Origin of the sequence: Streptodolium elevatio (assembly GCF_040649515.1) — a bacterium.
GTDB classification, from domain to species: Bacteria; Actinomycetota; Actinomycetes; order Streptomycetales; family Streptomycetaceae; genus Yinghuangia; species Yinghuangia elevatio.
Genome location: NZ_JBEZFP010000007.1, coordinates 1 through 21,000, shown reverse-complemented (window position 1 = coordinate 21,000; position 21,000 = coordinate 1). Strand labels below are relative to the sequence as shown.

The window sequence follows — 21,000 nt, the reverse complement described above, 5'->3', positions numbered from 1 at the left end:
TCGGTCGACCCTTCCCCCAGGAGGCGGTATGAGGCGTTCCCCCGTGGTCCTGCTCCCTGTCATTCCCGTCGTGGCCCTGCTCAGCGCCGTGTGGCTGCCCTTCGTGAACACCGAGGACCTGTGGTTCGGGGTGCCCAGGTTGTTCGTGTGGTGCTCGTTCTGGGTGTTCATGATCACCCCGGTCCTGCTGGTGGTCGAGCGCGACCGCCGCGCCCGCGAGGAAGGCGGCGACGGCCGATGAACGTCACCTTCACCGTGGCCATCGCCGGCATGGTCGTGATCGCCGCGCTCGGTCTCATGGGACGCCGCGGCAAGACCGCCGACCTGGACGAATGGACCGTCGGCAAAAGGGACTTCGGCGCGCTGTCGGCGTGGTTCCTGCAAGCCGGCGAGGCGTTCACGACGTTCACGTTCCTGGGCGTCGCGGGTGTCGCGTTCGGCGGCGGCGTCGCCGCGACGTACGCGATCCCCTACATCCCGCTGTCGTTCATCGGGATGTTCTTCATCGCGCCGATCGTGTGGCGGCTCGGCAGGCGGCACAACTACATCACGCAGGCTGACTACTTCGAGGAGCGCTACAACTCGAAGCTCATGGGCTTCGTGGTGGCCGTCATGGGCGTCGTGTTCCTGCTGCCCTACCTGCAACTCCAGATCACCGGGCTGGGCGCCATCGTGCAGCTGGTCACCGGCAAGGAGAACTGGGGCGACATCAGCATGGTCATCGCGACCGTGCTGACCGTGGCGTTCGTGCTGTGGTCGGGTCTGCGCGGGGTCGCCAACACCGCCTACCTCAAGGACGTCCTGGTCATCCTGGCGATGGTGGTCCTGGTGATCGCCATCCCGTCGCATTTTGCGGGCGGCCTCACCGACGTCTTCGACCAGGTCAAGGAGACCCGCCCGGAGCTGCTGACCGTCTCCGACGACGGCGCCAACGACCGGACGTGGTGGCTCACCAGCATCCTGATCTCGGCAATCGGCAGCGCATTCATGACACTTCCGCACCTGTGGCCGGCGACGCTCGCGGCCAAGGACGAGAACGTGCTGCGCAAGAACAGCATTTGGCTGCCGCTCTACCAGGTCGTCATCATCCTCCCCATCGCCATCGGGTTCACCGGCGCGATCGCGCTGGACCAGAAGACCAACGGCAACAGCGTGCTGCTGACCCTCACCAGGGACGCGCTGCCCGACTGGTTCGTCGGCGTCGTCGCGGTCGCGGCGGCCTCGGCGGCGATGGTGCCGGCCGCGGCACTGTGCATGGGCATGTCGACGCTGGTCGCCCGGAACATCGTGCGGACCCGCAACCCGCGCGCCCAACTCGCGGTCAACCACGGCTTCGTGGTAGTCGCTGCGGGCATCGCGCTGCTGCTCGGCCTCAACCGCCCCGACGCGCTCGCCGACCTGCTGCTCCTCACGTTCAGCGGCCTCGCGCAGCTCGCGCCCGGGTTCGTCGCGGTCCTCACCGCCCGCAGACTGCTCGCCAAGTGGCCCGTCCTCCTGGGCATGGCGGCGGGCGTGGCGGTCGTCTGGTATGTCACCTTCGAGAAGCCTGACGTCGGCAACGTCAACGCGGGCATCCTCGGCCTGGTCGCCAACATCGCGGTCGCCGCGGTCGCGCAGCTCGTGCACCACGCCAGGACGCGCAACTCCGCGGCCGCATCAGGCCCCACCACGGCCGCGGCGGCCGAGAAGGAGCCGGTGGGATGATCGGGCGCCCGGCCCGCTCCTACTTGCCGCCCGGGATCTGGAAGCCGATCAGGCAGGTGTCGTCCTGGGGATTGGGAGTGCCCAGATGCCGCATGACGTGCTCCACGCAAGCGTCCAGCTCGCCGTCGCAGCCCTCCCGTACGGTCCCGACCAGCCGGGACAGCCCGCGGCCCAGGTCCGCGCCGCGGTGCTCGACCAGGCCGTCGGTGTACATCAGGACCATGTCGCCCGGCGCCAGGTCCACCACCGCCGAGCCGTACGCAGCGCCCGAACTCGCCCCCAGGACCATGCCGAACGGCGTCTGGAGCACCCGCGGCGCGCCCTCGCGTACGTGCAGGGGCGGCAGATGGCCGGCCTGGGACCACGTCATGGTCCTGGTCCTGGGGTTCACCAGCGCGCAGATGACCGTGGCGATGTAGTCCGAACGCTGGTGGCACACCATGCGGTTCAGCCAGGTGAGGATCTGCGCCGGTTCGGCGCCGGTGTACGCCATGCCCCGAAGTGCGTGGCGTACCTGGGTCATTCCGGCCGCCGCCGGCAGACCGTGCCCGGAGACGTCGCCGACGGCGACGAGAATACGGCCGTCGGGCAGGGTGACGCGGTCGTACCAGTCGCCGCCGACCTGGGCGATGCTCTCGGCGGGCACGTAGTGCGCCGCGAAGCGCATCACCTCGGGGTCGGACGGCGGCGGCACGTCGATGATGGCGCGCTGGAGCAGCGTCACCGCCGCGTGCTGGGTGGCGGTACGCCCGCGCTCCTCCGCCAACTGGTCCCGGGCGTCGGCAAGGGCGTCCTGCGTCCGGCGCCACGCGGTGACGTCCTGGAGCACGCCACGCAGCGCGAGCACCTCCTCGCCGTCCGGGTCGCACACGGCCTCGGCGGCCGCGCGTACCGTGCACGGCCTGCCGTCCGGCCGGGTCACCCGGAACTCCAGGGTCTGCGGCCGGTGTTCGGTCAGCAGCTCGTGCAACACCGCCTCCACCGCCGGGAGGTCGTCCGGGGCGACGGCGTCCGCGAGCGCGGCCGGGCCGGGCGTGCCGTCCGCGCGGTCCAGCCCGATAATCGTGAACATCTCGGGGGACCAGACGGTTTCGCCGGTGCCCATGTCGTACTGCCACGTGCCCAGGTTGGCGAGCCGCTGTGCCTGGGCGAACTGGGCGGCACGCCGCTCGTCCTCGTCGTGGATGCGCCAGCTCAGCAGCACGCCGTCGAGGAAGCGTACGGCGCGCAGCGTCATCGTCGACGACCGCAAATGGCCGGACACCATCTCGATGAACTGCTCGGCCTCGCCTTCGTACGGAGTGCCGGTGCGCTGCACGTCCAGCAACTGCCCGAACACGCCGGACACCACCATGCCGGGGTACAGGTCGGTCATCCGCCGCCCGACCACGTCGGCGCCGGTACGCCCGGCCAGGTCGACGGTCGCGGCGTTGGCGTAGTCGATGCGGAAGTCGGTCACGCCGCCGTGGTCGCCGCCGGTGCCGCCGGACGCCGGGGTCGACGCGCCCGCGGACTCGGTGCCGGCCTCGCGTATCGGGGCCAGGATCAGTACCGGGTCGAGCAGCGAGTCCAGCAGCGCGCGGAACCACATCTCGTCGCCGGAGAGCGCGCCGCGAGCCGTCCGCGCGGCCAGCCGCGGCACGGCGCCGCCGCACAGTTGGGCGAGCGCCCCAAGGAACGAGGCGGCTGCGCTCATGTCCTGGACCGAGGCCGGCCAGCCGACGGCCAGGGCACCGCTCGTCGCGCCCTGCGCGTCGACCAGCGGAACCACCCACAGCTGTTCGCCGGGCATCAGGGCCGCGTCGACCTGGGGATAGCGCGCGGCGAACGCGGCCCGGTCGGGGAGGTGCACGGGCTCGCCGCTGTGCACGACGTCGGTGAGCGGCACGGACGTCTGCGGGGGTATCCGCTGCCACTGGCTCGCGACCTGCGCGGGTACCCCGTGCGTTCCCACAAGGCGCAGCGCGCCGTCCGGTTCGAGCAGTGCGATGGCCACCATGCAGGCCTCGGTGCTGCCGAGTGCCTCCTCGCACAGCAGCCGGGCCATGTCGTCGCCGTCGTCGGCGGTCTCCAGGACCGCCGCGACCAGGTGGTAGCGCGCCGCTTCCTCGGAGGACAGGTCGAGCGGCGTGCGCGTGGTGCCGGGCTGTTCTTCGGCGGGGTGGACGCGCGCCGGAGGCACGGTCCTCGACGTGGGAGCCGTACCGCGTCGCCGTCCGCCCTCGGGCTTGCGGTCGGCCGCGGCTCGGGCACGGCGCGACTGGCCGCCGCCTCGCGGCCCCGAGCCCGGTTGGCCGGTGCCCGGCTGCCCCGCGTCCGACTGCTCCGCGCCCGGTTGCCCGACGCCCGTCGATTCCGTGCCCGGCAGTCCCGGGGCCGTCGTCCGCCCCGCGGCCGTCTGTCCGGTGCCCGGCGACCCACCTCGGGGGACCGCCGGCGAACTCGGGGGAGCCGCCACGCCCAAGAGCCCGGCCGCGACTTCGGCGAGCTTCATATTGGTGTGTTGCGACAATTGCGCCAAATGTCCGAAAGCTTCGTCGGCGCTGCACGACATGCGTGCCATCAGCAGGCCCTTCGCCTGCTCTATCACCGCGCGTGAGCGCATGGCCCGGCGGAGCCCGTCGACCTCGGCGCGGAGCCGGTCCACGGTGGCGGTGAGCGTGGCGGCCTCGGACGTGGCGGACCAGGTGGAAGCGGATCGTCGAGACGAGGAGCGAGGTGCGGTCGAATCAGTCACTGCACGCCGACGTTACATCAGGGAAAGCGGGCAGCAGCGGGGCGACCTGGGTCACCTCGAGCAGCCGCAGGACGAGGTCGCCCGGTCCGGCCAGGCGCAGCGCCCCGCCCGCCTCGCGCAGATCCCGGGACACGCCCAGCAGCAGGCGCAGTCCGGTGGAGTCCATGAACTCCACGTCGGCCAGGTCCAGGACCACCCGGCGGGGGCCGGGCGCGGCGAGCGAGCGCACCGACTCGGCGAACATCGGTGCGGAATAGAAGTCGAGGTCGCCGCGGACCGGCACGACGGTCCAGCCGTCGCGCTCGACCACGTTGTCGGCGTCCACGACGCGCTCCTCGTCTTCCTGTCCGTCTTCGTGCTGGTAGGGCTCGGGCATGCGGTTCCTCCCCGGGTGCTCCCGTCCGGTTCATCCTGCCAGGGGGACGGACGCCCGGACGACCTTGCCGCCGGGAACCGGCAGCACATGGATGCCCTTGGTGAGGCGCGCGACGATCCAAAGCCCGTAGCCGGGCGGCTGACGCCGCCGTGCCGGACCGAGCCGGGACGACCCGGAGTCCTGCACGGCGACGTCGACCGAATCCGATGCGACCTCGACACTCAGCCGGCACGGCCCCGGCGCGTGCCGACAGGCGTTCGCCACCAGCTCGCCCACCACCATCAGGACGTCCCTGGCGGTGTCCGGGGCGATCCGGGCGGTCCGCTCGGCGTCGGCAAGGAAACGGTGGGTCTCCTGCCGTGCGCCGCGTACGGAACCCGCGGAGCCGTCAAGTTCGACGACGAGTGTCTCGGGAGTCTTGTGCATCGGCTTTCCGCGGCTTCGCGCGCCGCGGGCTAGGCGGCTTGGTGGAGCGCGCGGGGGCGGGGCATGACGTCGGCCTCCAGTTGGCGGCGCAGCCGCGTCAGGGTCGTGTTCAGGATCCGCGAAATGTGCATCTGGGACACGCCGAGCTCCTCCCCGATCTCACGCTGCGTCAGATCCTGCCAGAAACGCATCTCGAGGATGCGCTTCTCGCGCTGCGGCAACGCGCTGAGGAGCGGCTTGACGGACTCCCGGAAATCGACCAGGGAGAATTCGGACTCGTCGTAGCCGAGCATGTCGGCGAGCGGCGTGCGGTCCCGTCCCGAGCCGTCGTTGCCGCTCGGTGCGGCGTCGATCGAGTCGACCAGGTAGGCGCGGGACGCCTCACGGGCCTCGTTGACCTCGGGAACGGTCATGTCGAGGCACGCGGCGATCTCGGGCGCGGTGGGCTCCCGGCCGAGGTCCTGTTCGAGCTGGTCGACGGTGCGCGTGACGGCGAGGAAGCGCTCCTGGAGCGTGCGGGTCACGTGGACGCCCCACGAGGTGTCCCGGAAGAACCGCTTGATCTCACCGGAGATGGTCGGCAGCGCGAAGGAGGCGAACTCCGAACCGCGGTCCACGTCGTAGCCGTCGATGGCCTTGAGCAGGCCGACGGTCCCGGTCTGGAAGATGTCGTCGTACGCCGCCCGCCGCCGCGCGAATCCCCGCGCGACGTAGTGCACAAGGGCGGTGTTGAGCTCGACCACGGTGCCGCGGACGCGGCTGTACTCCTCGGACCCGTGGTCCAGACTGCGCAGCCGCCGCAGCAACTGCTCGGTCAGCTGGCGGACCTGGGTCTTGTCGAGGGAGCGCAGTTCTTCACGGGAAGGCAGTTCGGGGCACAGCTTCCGGACGTCGGGTGTGGACGTGCGGCTGGTGGCGCGCGTGGTGGTACGCGCGGCGGTGCCGGCGGGGATCCGCGAGGTGTGCTGCGTGGTGGACTGAGCGACAGCGCTGGTGGGCGCGGACATATTCGGCTCCTCAAGAGTCCGAAGACCCACGGTCGGCGCGTTCCGGCGCACCGCAGAGGCGGTATCGGCACCGGAGTGTGCGCACGGCACATCCGTGGGTGAGGGCTTCGCTATGCGCCCGGCTTCTTCAGGCGAGCGAGCCCCGGCACGTGTCGCGTGCCTTGGCGGGCGGCACCTGTACCGCCCTGGTGGTCGGGCGCCCGCTCGGCGGGCTCGGCGACCTGACAGGGCCATACCCAATCAGCGGAGCTGAAACTCCGTCAAGCCAGGAATTTCCGAGGCAACTTCCGAGGCCCGCCGGATTGGCTCCGGCAAAGGTGGTCATTCAGGAGAATTCGGACTCGCCGCGGTGTCGAGGAAGAACGCGTCGATGCTGCGCACCGCATGGGTGAAATCGTCAAGATTCACCGGCTTGGTGATGTACGCGTTGCTGTGATTCCGGTACGCGGCGGCCACATCCTCCGGCGCACCCGATGTGGTGAGCACCACAGTCGGGATCACCTTCAGCTTCTCGTCGTTCTTGAGGACGTGGAGCAGTTCGCGCCCGTTCATCCGCGGCATGTTGAGGTCGAGGAGGATGAGGTCGGGGCGCGGCGCGTCCGGGTCGTTGAGGCGTTCCAACGCCTCGACGCCGTCCGAGACCTGGGCGATCCGCCGGGGCGTGCCGCCGCGCAGCAGCGCCTCCTCGATCAGCAGCGCGTCCGCGAGATCGTCCTCGACCAGGAGGATGTCAAAGGGTCGTCCGGCCATCGGGAACTCCACTCACAAGAGGCAACGGCCCGGATGACAAACCCGGTCTGACCCGTTCCCGGCTGGGCGGACGGGCGAACGCACCGTATCCGCACGGGCACGCCAACCTCCGCCCGCCGTTCCACCCTAGGCGCCGTGCCCGCCGTACGACAACGGTTGTTGCCGTGCGGACGCCCGCCCGCGGCTCCTCCCGGCCCTGCCCGATGTCCGCTCAACGTCCGCGCTGCGCGGGCAGCGTCCCCGGCGCGGACCACGCCAGGTGCAGCACCGCGAGGTCGTCGGCGTGACGGCCCGCGTTGAGGTGCTGCGCGGTGGTGACCAGGTGGTCCAGCAGACCGTCCGCGTCGGTCTCGGAGACCCCGCTGACCAGGTCGATCAGACCCGACGTGCCGAGCCGCCGGCGCCCCCGGCCGGTGTGCCCCTCGATGAGGCCGTCGGTGTAGAGCAACAGGGCGTCGACCCCGGGCAGATGGGACTCGGTGGGCCGCCAGACCCCGTGCCCCGGCATGATCCCGAGGGCGATGCCCAGCGCCGCGTCCATCTCGCGCGCCGTGCCGTCGGCGCACAGCAGCGGCGGGTGGTGCCCGGCCAGCGTCACCGTCGCGAGGTCCGTCTCGGGATCGAGGACGACGGTCGCGCACGTGGTGAACATGTCGGAGCGCGGGCGCTCCGCCACCAGGACCTCTTCGAGCAGGCTCATGAGTTCGACGCCCCGATGGCCCGCGAGGGTCAGCGCGCGCCAGGTGATGCGCAGCAGTACGCCGAGCGCGGCCTCGTCCGGACCGTGGCCGCTGACGTCGCCGATGACCGCGTGCACGCGCCCGTCCGCCGTCTGCACGACGTCCAGGAAGTCGCCGCCCAGCAGCGCGCGCTGACGACCCGGCAGATAGCGGCTCGTGACCACGACCTCCGGTGAGCGCAGGAGCGGGGCCGGCAGCAGGCCGCGCTCCAGGCGCGCGTTCTCCTGCGCGTGGATGCGGTTCTCCAGCAGCTCGGCGTTGGCGTGTTCGGCCTGCTTGCGCTGGATGGCGTACCGCAGCACCCGGCTCAACAGATCGGGCTCGACCTGGCCCTTGACGAGGTAGTCCTGCGCGCCGCTGGCCACCGCCTGCGTTGCGGCGCGGGACTCGGCCAGGCCGGTCAGCACCACGACGGCGGCGGTCGGACAGGCGTTCTGCACCGCGCCGACCGCGGGCACCCCCGAGACATCCGGCAGGTGCAGGTCCAGCAGTACGACGTCGGGCGCCTGCCGGCCGATCTCGGTGAGCGCGTCGGCGAGCGTCTTCTTCCAGCGCAGGATGGGCTCGAGCCCGGTGTCGGCGAGCAGTTCCTCGACGAGGAGGGCGTCCCCGGGGTCGTCCTCGACCAGCAGGATGCGGTACGGCGCCTCGGCGGTCGCGGGCACGCGCTCGGCCCGGTCCGCCCTGTTGGCGGGTTCCGGCAGAGGGCCTGTCACTTCCGGCCTCCGTCTCGGTCGTCCCCGGTGTCGACCCCGGTGTCGACTCCGGTCTCGCTCCCGACGCCGGTTCCGGTGCCACGATCGGCCTCGTCTCCCTCGCCGGTCCCGGCGCCGGTTCCGGTGTCGCGATCGGCCTGGGGCCCCTCGTCGATCTCGTCGTCGATCTCGTCGTCCGTCCCGTCGTCGGGACCGTCCGACACCGGCAGTGTGAAGGTGATCCGGGTCCCGGGGGAATGGCCGGGGTCGACCCCGATTTCGCCGCCGTGGAACTCCACGATCTTCTTGCACATCGCGAGCCCGATCCCGGTGCCCGGATAGCTGTCCTTGGCGTGCAGCCGCTGGAAGATGACGAAGACGCGGTCGGCGTACTCGGGGGCTATGCCGATGCCGTTGTCCGTCACCGCGAAGTCCCACATGTCGCCATCCTGGGTCACCGACACGTGTACGTGCGGGGCTTGTTCGGGATCGCGGAACTTGACGGCGTTGGAGAGCAGGTTCTGGAACAGCGTGGTCATTTGTGTCGGATTGGCGGTGAGCGTGGGGAGCGGATCGTGGGTGATCGTCGCCCCGCTCTCCTCGACGGCGAAGCTGATGGTGTCGGCGACGCGGGCGAACGTCCGCTCCAGGTCGACCGTGTCGTGGTCGCCGTCGGTGCGTCCGACGCGGGAGAAGGCCAGCAGGTCGTTGATGAGCGCCTGCATGCGGTTGGCGCCGTCCACGGCGAACTCGATGTACTGGTCGGCGCGCTCGTCCAACTGGCCGGAGTAGCGCCGCTGGAGGAGCTGGCAGAAGCTGGCCACCTTGCGCAGCGGTTCCTGGAGGTCGTGCGAGGCGACGTACGCGAACTGCTCCAGTTCGGCGTTGGAGCGGCGCAGATCCTCCGCCTGCTCGTCCAGCTTGGCCCGCGCCCTGAGGGTGAAGTCGAGTTCGGCGAGCAGGCGCCGGCGCATGCCCTCGACGTTCAGGGCAAGTTGCTGGAGGTCCGCGGGGCCGCTCGCCTCGATGGGGTGGTCGAAGTCGCCGTGGCTGACGCTGCGCGCGTCGGCCGACAGGCGTTCGAGCGGGATCGTCACACCGCGCCGAAGGCCCTCGAAGACCAGCGCGGCCAGTACCAGGATGACCACGCCGATGGCCCCGAATATCGCGTTGCGCCGGATCTCGACCTCGTCGAGATCCCGGTTCGCGGTCCGGCGGGCCTGCTCCAGGTGCTCCTGCTGCGTCTTCGCGGCGGCGCGCACCGCGTCGAACTGCGGTTTGCCGGCCTCGACGCGCTCGACCAGCGCGGCGGTCAAGGTACCGGGTTCCGCCCGGGCCACCGGCCTGGCGATGTCGGCCTGCCAGCGCTCCACGGCGGCGAGGACCGCGGCGAGATCCGCCCGTCCGGTGGCGTCGCCCTCCAGCAGCGGCCGCAGGACCCCGACCACGGACTCCTGCTCCTCCACGCCCCGCATGTACGGCTCGAGGTAGGCCAGTTGGCCGGAGAGCCCGTACCCGCGTATGCCCGTCTCCTGGTCGAGCAGCGCCTTCTCCAGGCGCAGCGAGGCTATGAGGGCGGGCGAACTGCGATCGGTGAGCCGGTCGGTGACCGCCGAGGCCCGGTTCAGGACCCAGGCGCCGAGCGCCCCGAGTACGAGCAGCACGGTGAGCGCGGCCATGACGCTCGTCATGAGCCAGCGCCTGGTCGTCCACGACCGACGTCCGCGACTGCGGAATCCCCTCACGCGCTGGCCCCTCCCTGTCCGTGTTGTCCGTCGAGGCGTGCGGCGCCTGCGCGGCGCCGCACACGATACCCGCATCCCTGACAACGGTTGTTGTCTGAGGTTGAACACGGGGCCTACCCTTGCCGTCGCACCGCAACGGCGCGCGTACGTCCGCGGGGGTTGGCCCCCCGGTGGCACCAGACTCCGCGTACGATCCCGGCACGCCCAGTACCGTCGTTGAAAGGACCCGAGCGATCCGATGGTCCCCCTCATCGCCCGGCACGGCTACGACATCCTCCTGGTGGAGGACGACGCGGCCGATGCCGTCCTGATCCAGGAAGCGCTGAGTGAACGGGACACCCGGGCGATCACCCGCGTGCCCGACGGCGTGGCCGCGCTGGAATATTTGCGCGATCCCTCGACGACGACCCCGGACCTGATCGTCCTCGACCTCAACATGCCGCGCATGAGCGGCCGCGAGCTGCTGCACGTCCTCAAGAACGACGAGGAGCTGAAGGCGATCCCGGTTGTGGTGCTCACCACGTCCGGGGCTCCGGAGGACGTGGCGGCGTCCTACCGCAACCACAGCAACGCGTACGTCACCAAGCCGATGAACCTCGACGACTTCGCGCGGGCGGTGCGGAGCATCGACGCGTTCTTCCTGGAGACCGCGACGCTCCCCGAACAGTCCCCGCCGCGCGACTGAACCCGCCGGTCGTGGCCCCGGCGCACCCCGTGGGCGCCGAGGTGCCGGGTATCGGGGCTGTCGGCGTCAGCGGTACTCGGGGTTCTCGAAGTCGAAGCGCGCGCCCGCGTCCCAGGCCTTGCGCTGGTTGCCGTACGCCGGGATCCCGCCCGCGTCCTTGAGCAGCCGGGCCAGGTGCAGCAGGTTCCACGTCATGAAGGTCGTGTTGCGGTTCGTGAACTCGTTCTGCGGCCCGCCGGACCCCTCGTCGAGGTACGAGGGGCCGGGCCCCGCCTCGCCGATCCAGCCCGCGTCGGCCTGCGGCGGGACGGTGTAGCCGAGGTGTTGGAGGCTGTAGAGGACGTTGGCGGCGCAGTGCTTGATGCCGTCCTCGTTCCCGGTGATCAGGCAGCCGCCGACGCGCCCGTAGTAGGCGTACTGGCCCGAGGCGTTGAGTTCTCCGGAGCAGGCGTAGAGGCGTTCGATCACCCGCTTGGTGACCGAGCTGTTGTCGCCCAGCCAGATGGGGCCGGCGAGTACCAGGATGTCGGCGGCCATCACCCGCTCGTACAACTCCGGCCACGCGTCGGTCTCCCAGCCGTGGCCCGTCATGTCCGGCCAGACGCCGGTGGCGATGTCGTGGTCGACCGCGCGGAACTCGTCCACCGTGACGCCGTGTTTGCGCATGATGAGCCGGCTGATGTCGACGACGCCCTGGGTGTTGCTCACCTCGGGGGAGCGCTTGAGCGTGCAGTTGACGAACAGTGCGCGCAGATCGTCGTAGCGCGCGGGCGGGCCGCTCGGGGCCGACGGGGACGCGGATCGCTCGGTCATCCGCCCACTGTGCCGGGGGCGCCGCGGGCCGCCGCGGAGAATCGCCCGGACGCCCGGAGGACGCCACCCGCTCGGGCCAACTAACAGGATTGTCCTATCCGTTGGTGACCCATTCGGGCGGCGCTCGTTGCCCAGCGTGGTGGTGGAACCGATCGCCGGATCCGCCGCGGGGACGACGGCGCGGGTGGAGGGGCGGGAGCGATGGACGGCGAGAACGCACGGGACGCGTGGCGGCGGCGTGCCGCGGCGGCGTACTTCGGCGCACGGGTGCGGGGGCCGGGTGGTGCGGGGGTACGCGGGACCGAAGCCGTCCTGGTCCGCCACTATGCGGAACTGACGCGCACCGCGTACCTGATCCTGCCGCCGTCGGACGGGCGCCACGGGCGGGTGCTCGCCGCCCACGGCATCGTGCAGGACGCCCTGCCCGGCCGCGGCGCCGAGCCGCTGGACGAGGACGGCCTGCGCGCCCGCGTCGTGCGCGGCGCGCTGCGGTACGCCGGACGCCGCCGGCGCCGCCTGCTGCCACGGGTGTGGGGCCTGCGGTTCTTCACCGTGACCGCCGACCCCGACGCCCTCGCGGTGGAGCGCGAGGTCGCCGCGCTGACGCCGCTCGGCCGTGCCGCGTACGCATTGCTCTTCCCCGCCGGGCTCACCGCCGACCACGTGGCGTCGGTGCTCGCGGACGCCGGTGCCGCGGACCCGGAGGGCGCGGTCGCGGAGGCGGTGCGGGCCGGCGCGTCCGCACCCGGCTCCAGGCGCCCCGTCCGCGAACTCGTCGACGCGGGGCCGCTGGACCCCTGCACGGTCCGGGTCAGCGCGTCGGACCTGCTGCGCCGTCGGCGCAGGCGCCACACGGCCGCGGGCGCGGCCGTGACCGCGCTCGCGGTGACCCTGTCACTCGTCGTCCTGGTCGACGGCGACCCGCGGCCCGACCGTGCGCCCGTCGGCGCCCCGGTGGCGCCGGTGGCCGCGTCGGTGCCGCCCGTGCGGGTCGCGCCGGACGCGTGGGCGTCGACCACCCGGCTCGACTTCGCGGTCTGGAGCACGCGCGGCCCGCTGGCCGGCGACGCGGCCCTGGCGGACCGAGCGGTGCGGGCGTGGCAGACACCGGACCCCGGCCTGACCCCGCACGCCGAGGTACGCACCACCCCCGGGCCACCCGTCGGCACCCCGCGCATCCTCTTCGCGGGCGACGTCGGCGGCGAACGGGTCGTCCTGCTCGCCGACCCCACGCGCCTCGCCCGCTACACCGAGGCGGGGCAGGTCCGCACCCTCGCGGTCGGCGCGGCCGACGACTCGGACGCGCGCTCGGCCTCGGCGGTCGTCCTCACCCGCGGCGCCGACGGGGTGCGGCTGCTGCTCGCGCCCTGGGTGACCGGGGCCCAGGTCCGCGACCTGCGCAGCCCCGGCGTTTCGCCGCGTCCGCTGACGGTCGATCAGGACGGAGTGACCGGACCGGCGTTGCTCGATGTCGCGGACTGCGCCAGAGTCGGCGTACTGGAACTGCGGGCGACGCGCGCCGCGGACGGCAACCCCTACCTGGTCGCCGACCTCGGCGGACTGGCCGCTACCCACCTCACCTACATGCCGCCACCAGAATTCACCCACACCGGCCGTCCGTCCGAGGCGGCGTCCAGCGAACGGGCACTCAACGCCTGGTCGTTGACCGCCTGCATGCTCGCCGATCTGCGCGGACACGGCCTCCGCCTGGTCAACAACTGGGAGTTCGCGCACTTCGCCCTCCCGGAAGCGCCGACCGGCGAGGCGACGTGGTCGTGCCTGCACGGCTTCGACCGGGTCGGAGGTGGCACCGTCAACGTCGCCTTCACACCACCGGGCGCCGACGCGGCGGCGACGCGCACGGTTGGGGCGGTGCGGGACGCGCCGCTGTGCAGCAGGTCGGGCAACGACGTCGTGGGCTTCACGTGGTGGCAGTCCGGCACGGGCGCGTGGTTCCTGGTCGCGGCGGGCAGCCGGGACATCGTCGGGGTGACCGCCGCGGGACCCGTCACCGGAACCGCCGAAGGCCGCCAACTCGTGGTTCCCGTACCGGCGACAGCGCCGCAGGGCCCGCTGCCGCAGGTGGTCGGACGGACGAAGACCGGCACCGACGTGCCCGCCCCGACGGCCCCGGAGTAGGCCGCCGGGCGCTCCGCCCCCGCCGCGTTCACCTGTCCGAGGGCTCCCGGCTGATGCTGCTCCGGGGCGCCGCGAACCGCGACGCCTCCGCCTTTCCCGCACCCGGCGAACTCGACCTCGGCCGCCCCGCGGCCCGTTCGCACACGCCCTTGCCGCCCCGTCACGATCAGCGAACGAGCATGACCCGCCTCACGCCGAGGGGGTCACCACTCCGGCGGACATGGCGGCGATGCTCGCCTTGATCATCTTGCTGTAGGCGCCTCCGATGACGCGACGGCCCTGGTAGGCGTGGATCGTGCCGGACGTGGCGTCCACGACGGCCGCGGCGCTCAGCGCGGCCCAGCGCTTGGGGGTCATGCGCTCCGCGACCGCTTGGCGCACGGCCTCGTCGATTGTGGGGACCACGAGCACGCCGATCCCGATCACGCCGGTCTGGAACCCGCGCGGCAGGCCCGGCTTGTTCTTGCAGGCGTAGTCGAGCGCGGCTGCCGCGTAGCTCTCGAATTCGGCGCCTCGGGACTGTTCGGCCAGGCCGACGGCGACGAATACGTGCTGGGAAGCCAACGACGGCCAGTGCATTATGCGCTTGTGGCCGACGGTGGAAGGGAGGCCGAGAGGCGCGGCGTGCGGAGCTGTGGGCTGCACGGCGAAGCCGTTCTCGGCGAGGCGTTGGGACAGGCGCTGCGCGGTTTCCGCCGGTGTCATCGCGACTCCTCCGAAGGCCGGGGCGCGGGTGTCCGCCCGGACCCGACAGGTTGCGTCAAGTAGCCGGAGACTAACGCCAGTCAATGATGGAAGGGAGCAATCGGTATGCGACCGACAGGTGTCATATTCGCGGCGCTGGACTGCGACGCCGACGTGATAGAGGACTGGAACCGCTGGTACGACCTGGAGCACACACCGCCGAACCTGCTGCTGGACGGTGTCCTCCAGAGCAGGCGGTACGTCGCGCCGCCCGAGCTGCACGACGCCCGGATCGCCGCCGAAGGCTCGCCGTTCGCGGGCGGCAGGTCGACGTTCCTGACCGTCTACACGCTTCTCGGGGACCCCGTCGCCGCGTTCCAGGGCATGACCGGACTGCGCGACGTGCTGGTGGCGGCCGGGCGCATGGAGTTCCCGGCCGACAAGAAGGCGGTGCGGGACGGCGACGTGTTCGCGACCGTGACGGCCACCGGTGACGACGCCATCCGCCTGCCCGCCGACGAGGTCGCTTTCGTGGGCCACACGGGCATCGTGGTGACCCAGCGGCGCGGGGGAGCCGAGGCGGCCCGTGCGCGTGCCGGGCGCCTGGTGGCCCTGGACGGCGTGCACGGCGTGTGGTCGCTGGCCTCGGGCACCCGCGACGGGCTCGAACTCGACATCGTGTTCGTCGAGGGCGACGAGGCCGCGGTGGCGGCGCGGCTCCGTGCGGCCGAACCGCACGACGCGGCGACCGAGGTGGTGGTCGACGCGCCGTACCGGCTGATCGACCCGCTGCGCTACCCGTGGGCGGCCCAGATCCGGGCGTCGGACCTGCCCGCGAAGGTCGGCGGCTGAACTCTCTCCGCGGACCGCTCCGGACGCGCGCGACGGCTTCGGCCGGGTGCGCGTCCGGGGGCCTCACGCCGTGATCAGGTCCTCCAGGTCGCAGCGGGCGCGGATGAGGTCGTCGGGATCGTCCGGCATCGCGATCTCGCCGAAGTGCACGGCGCGCAGTTGGGTGCGCAGCGAGATGACCGACATGCGGAGCGACGCGTACACGCGGTGGAACTCCTCGTCGCGCGGGTGGTAGCCGGTGAGTTCCGCGTAACGGGCGGCCACGTCGTCCCAACGCAGGAAGTCCGGCAGGCCGGGTACGCCGCGCCGCTCGGCACCGGTCTGGAACATGCGGTGCAGGTCGACCAGCCAGGCGAGGTCCAGTTCGGGTACGCCGAGTGCGGCCATCTCCCAGTCGAGGACGGCAGCGGGCAGGGCGTCGGCGCCTTCGGTGTACATGATGTTGCCGACCCGGGAGTCCCCCCAGGACAACACGGTCGGGCCTTCCTCGGTCGGCCAGTTGGCGTCCAGCCAGGCGAATCCCCGGTCGATGAGCGGCGACGGGTGCTCGGCGGCGGCCCAGTCGGCGAAGGCCCGGGTCGCGTCCACGTGGCGGCGCAGCGTGGAACGGCCGTTGGACGGTTCCCGGTCCAGGAACGCGAAGCGTGACGGGGCGTCAGGGATGCGGTGCAGCGCGGCGATCGCCTCGACGGTGGCGTCCTGCATGCGCGAACGCGCCTGCGGGGAAAGCTCGGTGACCCACGAGCCGTAGACGTACGGCGGGATGTCCGGCGGGACCCGGCCGTCCAGGCGCTCCATCACGAAGAACGGCGAGCCGAGCGGCGCCGGGTCCGGCTCGTACCAGTGCACGTCCGGGACCGGTACGTGGTCGCGGACCAGCCGCATGGACTCGAACTGCGCGGCCAGGTCGTAGCGCGGGAAGACCGGCATCGCGTCGACCCGGGGCGCGAGGCGTACGACGAGACGGCGCTCGACGGGTCCGCCGTTCTCGGTCCAGCGGGCGGTCAGCAGCAGCGTCTCGCTCGACATGCCGTTCGCGGACGGGACGGCGAGGTCCAGGACCTCCGCGTCGGGATCGGGCACCCGGGTGCGCAGCCACGCGCGTACGGCGGCCTGCGCCTCCCCGGTGTCGCGGGTCGACGTGCGCGGCCGTGCCATTGCTCCGCTCTGCTCGCTCATGCCGCGCATCGGACCACGGGCGTCTGACACAGTCAAGTATCTGCGGATTCGCGGCCTTCGGACGGGCATGCTTGCCGTGAGCCGGTCGCACACGTCGACACGGAGGTGAGCCATGCCCGAAGTGGAACTGTCCGCCGGAACCGTCGAGTACACGGACACCGGGGGACGAGGCCCGGTACTGGTCTTCCTGCACGGCCTGACCATGGACGGCACCGTGTGGCGGCACGTCGTGGACCGTCTGCGCGACAACTACCGCTGCATACTGCCCACGCTCCCGCTCGGCGGCCACCGCAGGCCGATGAACCAGGACGCGGATCTCTCGCTCACCGGACTCGGCCATCTCATAGGCGAGTTCCTGGAGGCCGCCGACCTGCACGAGGTGACCCTCGTGCAGAACGACTGGGGCGGCGCCCAGATGCTGATCGCGGTCGGCTCGGTGGACCGCGTCGCGCGTCTGGTCATCACCTCGTCCGAGGCGTTCGAGAACTACCCGCCCCGGCCCGCCCGGCCGCTGTCGGTCGCGGCGCACATCCCCGGCGGGCTGTTCCTGGTGATGCAGGCGCTGAGGCTGCGTGCGGTACGACGGGCGCCGGGCGGGTGGGGGTGGATGAGCAAGCGCCCGGTGCCCAAGGAGGTCATGGACGCCTGGTTCCGGCCCGCGACCACGAACCGGCAGGTGCGCCGCGACCTGGGCAAGTACGCGCGGTCCGTGCCGAGCCGCACGGTCCTGCTGGAACTCGCCCGGCGCAGCGAGCGGTTCGAGCGCCCGGTGCTGATCGTGTGGGCCGTCGAGGACCGCATGATGCCGGTCGACCACGGCCGCCGCCTCGCGCGGCTGTTCCCCGATGCCCGGTTCGTCGGGATCACCGACAGCTACACCCTGATACCGGAGGACCAGCCGGACGAACTGGCCAGAGCGATAGCGGAGTTCGTCGACTCGACCTGAAGAGGCCGTGTTGAAGCCGTGTTGAGGCCTGTTGAAGCCGTGTTGAAGGGATCGCGGTCCTCGGCCGCGGCGCGGGACCGCACGCGGTGCCGCGCCCGGTGGGGCGGACGACGGACCTGCCGCGCCTACTCGACGACCAGTTCGACCGGGATGTTGCCGCGCGTCGCGTTCGAGTACGGGCACACCTGGTGCGTCGCCTCGACCAGTGCGCGCCCCTCCGCCTCGGACAGGTGTCCGGGCAGTTCGACGCGCAGTGTCACGGACAGCGAGAAGCCGCCTTCGCCGTTCGCGTCCAGCCCGACCTCGGCGGTCACCGAGGCGTCGGCCGCGTCGACCTTCTGGCGGCGCGCGACCAGCTGCATGGCGCTCGCGAAGCACGCCGCGTACCCGGCCGCGAAGAGCTGCTCCGGGTTGGTGCCGACGCCGGTGCCGCCCAGCTCCTTCTGCAGGCCCAGCTGAACGTCGAGCTGACCGTCGGAGCTGACGGCGCGCTGATCGCGGCCGGCGGATGTGGCGATGGCGGTGTAGATGCTCATGGGAAGCCCCTCGGGTATGCCGTGCTCGAACACTTGGCAGACAGATCTGTCTGTCCGGCTGAGACCCGAGCATAGACAGATCTGTCTGGTAACGTCAATGTGGTGACGAAGAAAGAGGAAGTGCGCCGCCGCGAGAGTCCGGCCCGGCGCCGCGTACTCGACACCGCGACCACGCTCTTCTATGCGGAAGGCGTGCATGCGGTCGGCATCGACCGGATCATCGCCGAGGCCGGCGTGGCGAAGGCGACCTTCTACCACCACTTCCCGGCGAAGGACGTGCTCGTGCACGCGTACCTCGACGAGCAGTACCGCGCCCAACGCGACGCCGTCGCGGCCGTGCGCGAGGCGTCGGGCGGGGAGAACCCGCGCGAACTGCTGCTCGCGGTGTTCGACCGCATGGGCGAGATCGCCCGCGAGCCCGGCTTCCGCGGCTGCCCGTTCATCAACGCCGCGGCGGAGTTCCCGGACGCGGGGCATCCGGTACGGCAGGCCGTGCTGGACCACCGGGTGTGGTTCCGCACGGTGATGACCGAACTGCTGGCTGCGGCGGGGGATCCCCGCGCGGCGGAGACGGCCGACATACTCATGCTGCTGCGCGACGGGCTGGCCGTCGGCTGCTACCTGGACGACGCGGCGGCGGTCCGCGCGGTCATCCGGCCCGCCCTGGACCGCGTCCTCGGCGACGCATAGCGCGCGAGCCCGCCGCACATGGTGTGTGGGCGGGCTCGCGCGTGTCAGGCGGTTCTGGGATGCGGGTGTGTCCGTCGGGGGACGCGCGGGTGGGGCGGGCGGGGTCGCCCGGCGCCGATCACGCCTCCGGCGGCTCGCAGTTCACGTCGAGCAGCTTGAGCGGCCGGCTCTTGTCGAGGTCGACGTACGCCGTGAACGCGGCGATCTCCTGGCCGGGGCCCCAGCCGAGGAACACCGTGGCCCATCCGACGCCCGCGGACTGCGCGGTGGTCACGGGGCCGATGTCGATGTCCTTCGGGGCGTTGCGCGTGCACATGAGCAGGTCGAAGCCGGCCGGGGCCTCCTCGGCGCGCTCCTTGAGGTCCTCCGACACCAGGTGCTCGCGCTCCCACGGGGTGGGTCCGGTCTTGCCGTAGAAGTGGTGCAGGAACCGGCCGACCTCCTTCGCGGAGTACTGCGACCCGGGAGCGGCGGACGCGGGGCCGGAGAGTGAGGCGGTCAGCGCGCCCGCGCAGGCGACGGCAACCAGGGCGCTGCGGATTCGTGCTCGGGGCATGAAGGATTCCCCTCTACAAGTGGGACGTTCCTGGCCTTTCTTGGACGTCCTGGAGTCGAGCCCGGGTTGCCTGGGTCACACGAAAGAGTGAAAGCGGGCATAACCAACCGGTCGGTGGAAAAGCCGACCGCATGCGTACACCCCGTGCAGCCCGCAACTCCCGTGCCCTCACCGCCGTCGCGGCTCTCGCGTTCGTTCCGCTGGTCGGACTCGCCGCCGCACCGACGGTCGGCGCCGCGTCGGCCACCTCCTCGTCCGCGGCCGCCCTGCCGCCGCCGTGCGTGCCGGACAACCTGTCCGTGGAGGCGCACCAAATCCCGCCGGTCGCCCGCGGCGTGGTGCTGGTCCGCGTCGTGAACGAAGGCGCGGCGTGCACCGTCGACCGGTTCCCGACCGTCACCTTCGCGGGCCTCGACGGCTCCGCCCGCCCCGAGCCGCCCGCGGCCGGCGCCCGGCACGCACTCGACCCCGGGGAGGGCGTGTACGCCGCGGTGAGCACGGACGACCGCAGCGGCAACGCCCGCTACGTGCGGGCGCTCACGGTCGCGGCCGACCCCGCGCACGCCGGCACCACCTTCTCCGCCCGGGAGCTCGGCGCTTCGCCACGCGGCATCGCGGTCTACGACCCGATCACCACGTGGTGGCACGGCACTCCGGACGAGGCGATCGCGGCACTGCCCCGCTGACCCCGGGCGTGCCGAACCGGCAACGGCACGGCCCCGAGACCGGCGGCCCCCTCCCGGGGGCCGCCGGTTGGCACGCGGGGATGCCCGGCCCGTAGAGTTCCCGTACCGTTCGCGACCTCGTCGGCGGCGAGTCAGGTCGCCTGCCCCTGGGGGCGCATGTCCGACGAGTGGGAATGATCATGGGCGAGACCGACCCCAAAGTCACCGTTGTCGTGCCGACCTACAACGAACGGGACAACCTGCCCGTCCTGGTCGACATGCTGACGGCTCTGGGGCTGCCGAACCTGCACGTGCTCGTGGTCGACGACAATTCGCCGGACGGCACCGGCGACGTCGCGGACAAGCTCGGGCAGGAGGCGGCGATCCCCGTCGGGGTGCTGCACCGCACGGAGAAGGACGGCCTCGGCCGGGCGTACGTCGCCGGCATCACACGGGCCCTCGACGAGGGCGCCGACATCGTGGTCCAGATGGACGCCGACCTCTCGCACCCCGCATCGGTGGTGCCCACCATGGTCGCCACGCTCGCCGAGGACTCCGGCGCGGCGGTCGTGCTCGGCTCGCGGTACGTCCGCGGGGGCGAGGTCGCCAGCCAGTGGGCGTGGCACCGCAAGGCCCTCTCCGCGTGGGCGAACCGCTACGTCAACGTGATCCTGCGGCTCGGGGTCAAGGACGCCACGGCCGGCTTCAAGGCGTGGCGCGCGGGCACCCTGCGGGCCATCGAGGTCGGCACGGTCCGCAGCAACGGCTACGCGTTCCAGGTCGAGATGAACTACCGCACGGTCCGGCAGGGCCTGCGCATCGTCGAGGTGCCCATCCGCTTCGAGGAGCGCGCCGACGGCGTGTCGAAGATGAGCCTCGCCGTGCAGTTGGAGTCCGCGCTGATGCCGTGGAAGCTGCGCTTCGGCGGACGCAAGCGCTGAACCGCCGGAACGGCGGTGCCGGGCCGGGCGGTTCGCAGCCGCCCGGCTCAGCCGTCTCGGCCCGGTCCGGCGCGGGTCGGATCGGCCCGGCTCAGGTCGGAAACGTCCGAGCCCCGCGGCGATGGCATCGCCGC

At 71.9% G+C, this 21,000-nt stretch carries 21 protein-coding genes; 9 read left to right on the top strand and 12 right to left on the bottom strand.

Features of this window, described 5'->3' with window-relative positions; translation table 11 throughout:
• Positions 1 to 28 precede the first annotated feature (28 nt).
• Positions 29 to 241 carry a hypothetical protein gene (locus tag AB0C36_RS04185; protein ID WP_358348923.1) on the top strand — a complete coding sequence of 71 codons (213 nt, stop codon included), beginning with the start codon at positions 29 to 31 and terminating at the stop codon, positions 239 to 241.
• The gene (locus AB0C36_RS04180) at positions 238 to 1,704 is read left to right on the top strand and encodes a sodium:solute symporter family protein (protein ID WP_358348921.1); all 1,467 of its coding nucleotides are present in this window, start codon (positions 238 to 240) and stop codon (positions 1,702 to 1,704) included. Before AB0C36_RS04185 ends, AB0C36_RS04180 begins: the two co-directional genes overlap by 4 nt.
• Positions 1,705 to 1,723: 19 nt before the next feature.
• On the opposite strand, the gene AB0C36_RS04175 is transcribed toward AB0C36_RS04180, so the two are convergent.
• The 7 genes from AB0C36_RS04175 to AB0C36_RS04145 form a co-directional block, all read right to left on the bottom strand.
• The gene (locus tag AB0C36_RS04175; protein WP_358348918.1) at positions 1,724 to 4,351 is read right to left on the bottom strand and encodes a SpoIIE family protein phosphatase; all 2,628 of its coding nucleotides are present in this window, start codon (positions 4,349 to 4,351) and stop codon (positions 1,724 to 1,726) included.
• Between the two features lie 82 nt (positions 4,352 to 4,433).
• On the bottom strand, positions 4,434 to 4,817 hold the full coding sequence (locus AB0C36_RS04170) for an STAS domain-containing protein (protein ID WP_358348915.1): 384 nt from the start codon (positions 4,815 to 4,817) through the stop codon (positions 4,434 to 4,436).
• A gap of 30 nt (positions 4,818 to 4,847) precedes the next feature.
• Positions 4,848 to 5,243, bottom strand: coding sequence for an ATP-binding protein (locus tag AB0C36_RS04165; protein WP_358348913.1), 396 nt, complete (start codon positions 5,241 to 5,243; stop codon positions 4,848 to 4,850).
• Between the two features lie 29 nt (positions 5,244 to 5,272).
• Entirely contained in the window at positions 5,273 to 6,250 is a 978-nt protein-coding gene (locus AB0C36_RS04160; RefSeq protein ID WP_358348910.1) for a SigB/SigF/SigG family RNA polymerase sigma factor, read from the bottom strand.
• Between the two features lie 321 nt (positions 6,251 to 6,571).
• Positions 6,572 to 7,000, bottom strand: coding sequence for a response regulator (locus AB0C36_RS04155; protein ID WP_358348908.1), 429 nt, complete (start codon positions 6,998 to 7,000; stop codon positions 6,572 to 6,574).
• Positions 7,001 to 7,211: 211 nt separating this feature from the next.
• The gene (locus AB0C36_RS04150) at positions 7,212 to 8,456 is read right to left on the bottom strand and encodes a PP2C family protein-serine/threonine phosphatase (RefSeq protein ID WP_435838980.1); all 1,245 of its coding nucleotides are present in this window, start codon (positions 8,454 to 8,456) and stop codon (positions 7,212 to 7,214) included.
• The gene (locus AB0C36_RS04145) at positions 8,453 to 10,126 is read right to left on the bottom strand and encodes a sensor histidine kinase (protein WP_358348905.1); all 1,674 of its coding nucleotides are present in this window, start codon (positions 10,124 to 10,126) and stop codon (positions 8,453 to 8,455) included. Before AB0C36_RS04145 ends, AB0C36_RS04150 begins: the two co-directional genes overlap by 4 nt.
• 292 nt (positions 10,127 to 10,418) lie before the next feature.
• Between AB0C36_RS04145 and AB0C36_RS04140 the strand changes: the two genes are divergently transcribed.
• Positions 10,419 to 10,865 carry a response regulator gene (locus tag AB0C36_RS04140; RefSeq protein WP_358348902.1) on the top strand — a complete coding sequence of 149 codons (447 nt, stop codon included), beginning with the start codon at positions 10,419 to 10,421 and terminating at the stop codon, positions 10,863 to 10,865.
• A gap of 66 nt (positions 10,866 to 10,931) precedes the next feature.
• Here the strand turns inward: AB0C36_RS04140 and AB0C36_RS04135 are convergent, their stop codons facing one another.
• A complete protein-coding gene (locus AB0C36_RS04135; protein ID WP_358348899.1) occupies positions 10,932 to 11,678 on the bottom strand; it encodes a flavodoxin family protein in 747 nt (248 codons plus the stop codon).
• Positions 11,679 to 11,879: 201 nt separating this feature from the next.
• Here AB0C36_RS04135 and AB0C36_RS04130 point away from each other — a divergent pair, with 201 nt between their 5' ends.
• Positions 11,880 to 13,817, top strand: a complete 1,938-nt coding sequence (locus AB0C36_RS04130; protein ID WP_358348896.1) for a hypothetical protein — start codon at positions 11,880 to 11,882, stop codon at positions 13,815 to 13,817.
• Positions 13,818 to 14,006: 189 nt separating this feature from the next.
• Here the strand turns inward: AB0C36_RS04130 and AB0C36_RS04125 are convergent, their stop codons facing one another.
• Positions 14,007 to 14,522, bottom strand: a complete 516-nt coding sequence (locus tag AB0C36_RS04125; RefSeq protein ID WP_358348893.1) for a hypothetical protein — start codon at positions 14,520 to 14,522, stop codon at positions 14,007 to 14,009.
• A gap of 105 nt (positions 14,523 to 14,627) precedes the next feature.
• On the opposite strand from AB0C36_RS04125, the gene AB0C36_RS04120 reads away from it, so the two are divergent.
• A complete protein-coding gene (locus tag AB0C36_RS04120) occupies positions 14,628 to 15,353 on the top strand; it encodes a hypothetical protein (protein WP_358348890.1) in 726 nt (241 codons plus the stop codon).
• Between the two features lie 63 nt (positions 15,354 to 15,416).
• Here the strand turns inward: AB0C36_RS04120 and AB0C36_RS04115 are convergent, their stop codons facing one another.
• Positions 15,417 to 16,532: a phosphotransferase family protein gene (locus AB0C36_RS04115; protein WP_358348887.1), complete on the bottom strand. Its 1,116-nt coding sequence runs from the start codon at positions 16,530 to 16,532 to the stop codon at positions 15,417 to 15,419.
• 112 nt (positions 16,533 to 16,644) lie between these two features.
• Here AB0C36_RS04115 and AB0C36_RS04110 point away from each other — a divergent pair, with 112 nt between their 5' ends.
• Positions 16,645 to 17,478 carry an alpha/beta fold hydrolase gene (locus tag AB0C36_RS04110; RefSeq protein ID WP_358348884.1) on the top strand — a complete coding sequence of 278 codons (834 nt, stop codon included), beginning with the start codon at positions 16,645 to 16,647 and terminating at the stop codon, positions 17,476 to 17,478.
• Positions 17,479 to 17,603: 125 nt separating this feature from the next.
• On the opposite strand, the gene AB0C36_RS04105 is transcribed toward AB0C36_RS04110, so the two are convergent.
• Entirely contained in the window at positions 17,604 to 18,014 is a 411-nt protein-coding gene (locus AB0C36_RS04105) for an organic hydroperoxide resistance protein (RefSeq protein ID WP_358348881.1), read from the bottom strand.
• 102 nt (positions 18,015 to 18,116) lie between these two features.
• Between AB0C36_RS04105 and AB0C36_RS04100 the strand changes: the two genes are divergently transcribed.
• Positions 18,117 to 18,704 carry a TetR/AcrR family transcriptional regulator gene (locus AB0C36_RS04100; protein ID WP_358348879.1) on the top strand — a complete coding sequence of 196 codons (588 nt, stop codon included), beginning with the start codon at positions 18,117 to 18,119 and terminating at the stop codon, positions 18,702 to 18,704.
• A gap of 118 nt (positions 18,705 to 18,822) precedes the next feature.
• On the opposite strand, the gene AB0C36_RS04095 is transcribed toward AB0C36_RS04100, so the two are convergent.
• On the bottom strand, positions 18,823 to 19,260 hold the full coding sequence (locus AB0C36_RS04095; RefSeq protein ID WP_358348876.1) for a hypothetical protein: 438 nt from the start codon (positions 19,258 to 19,260) through the stop codon (positions 18,823 to 18,825).
• 131 nt (positions 19,261 to 19,391) lie between these two features.
• Between AB0C36_RS04095 and AB0C36_RS04090 the strand changes: the two genes are divergently transcribed.
• Both AB0C36_RS04090 and AB0C36_RS04085 read left to right on the top strand, forming a co-directional pair.
• Positions 19,392 to 19,946 (top strand): DUF4232 domain-containing protein, encoded by a 555-nt coding sequence (locus AB0C36_RS04090; RefSeq protein ID WP_358348874.1) that lies wholly within the window; start codon positions 19,392 to 19,394, stop codon positions 19,944 to 19,946.
• 179 nt (positions 19,947 to 20,125) lie between these two features.
• Positions 20,126 to 20,866 (top strand): polyprenol monophosphomannose synthase, encoded by a 741-nt coding sequence (locus tag AB0C36_RS04085; RefSeq protein WP_358348872.1) that lies wholly within the window; start codon positions 20,126 to 20,128, stop codon positions 20,864 to 20,866.
• Positions 20,867 to 21,000 lie beyond the last annotated feature (134 nt).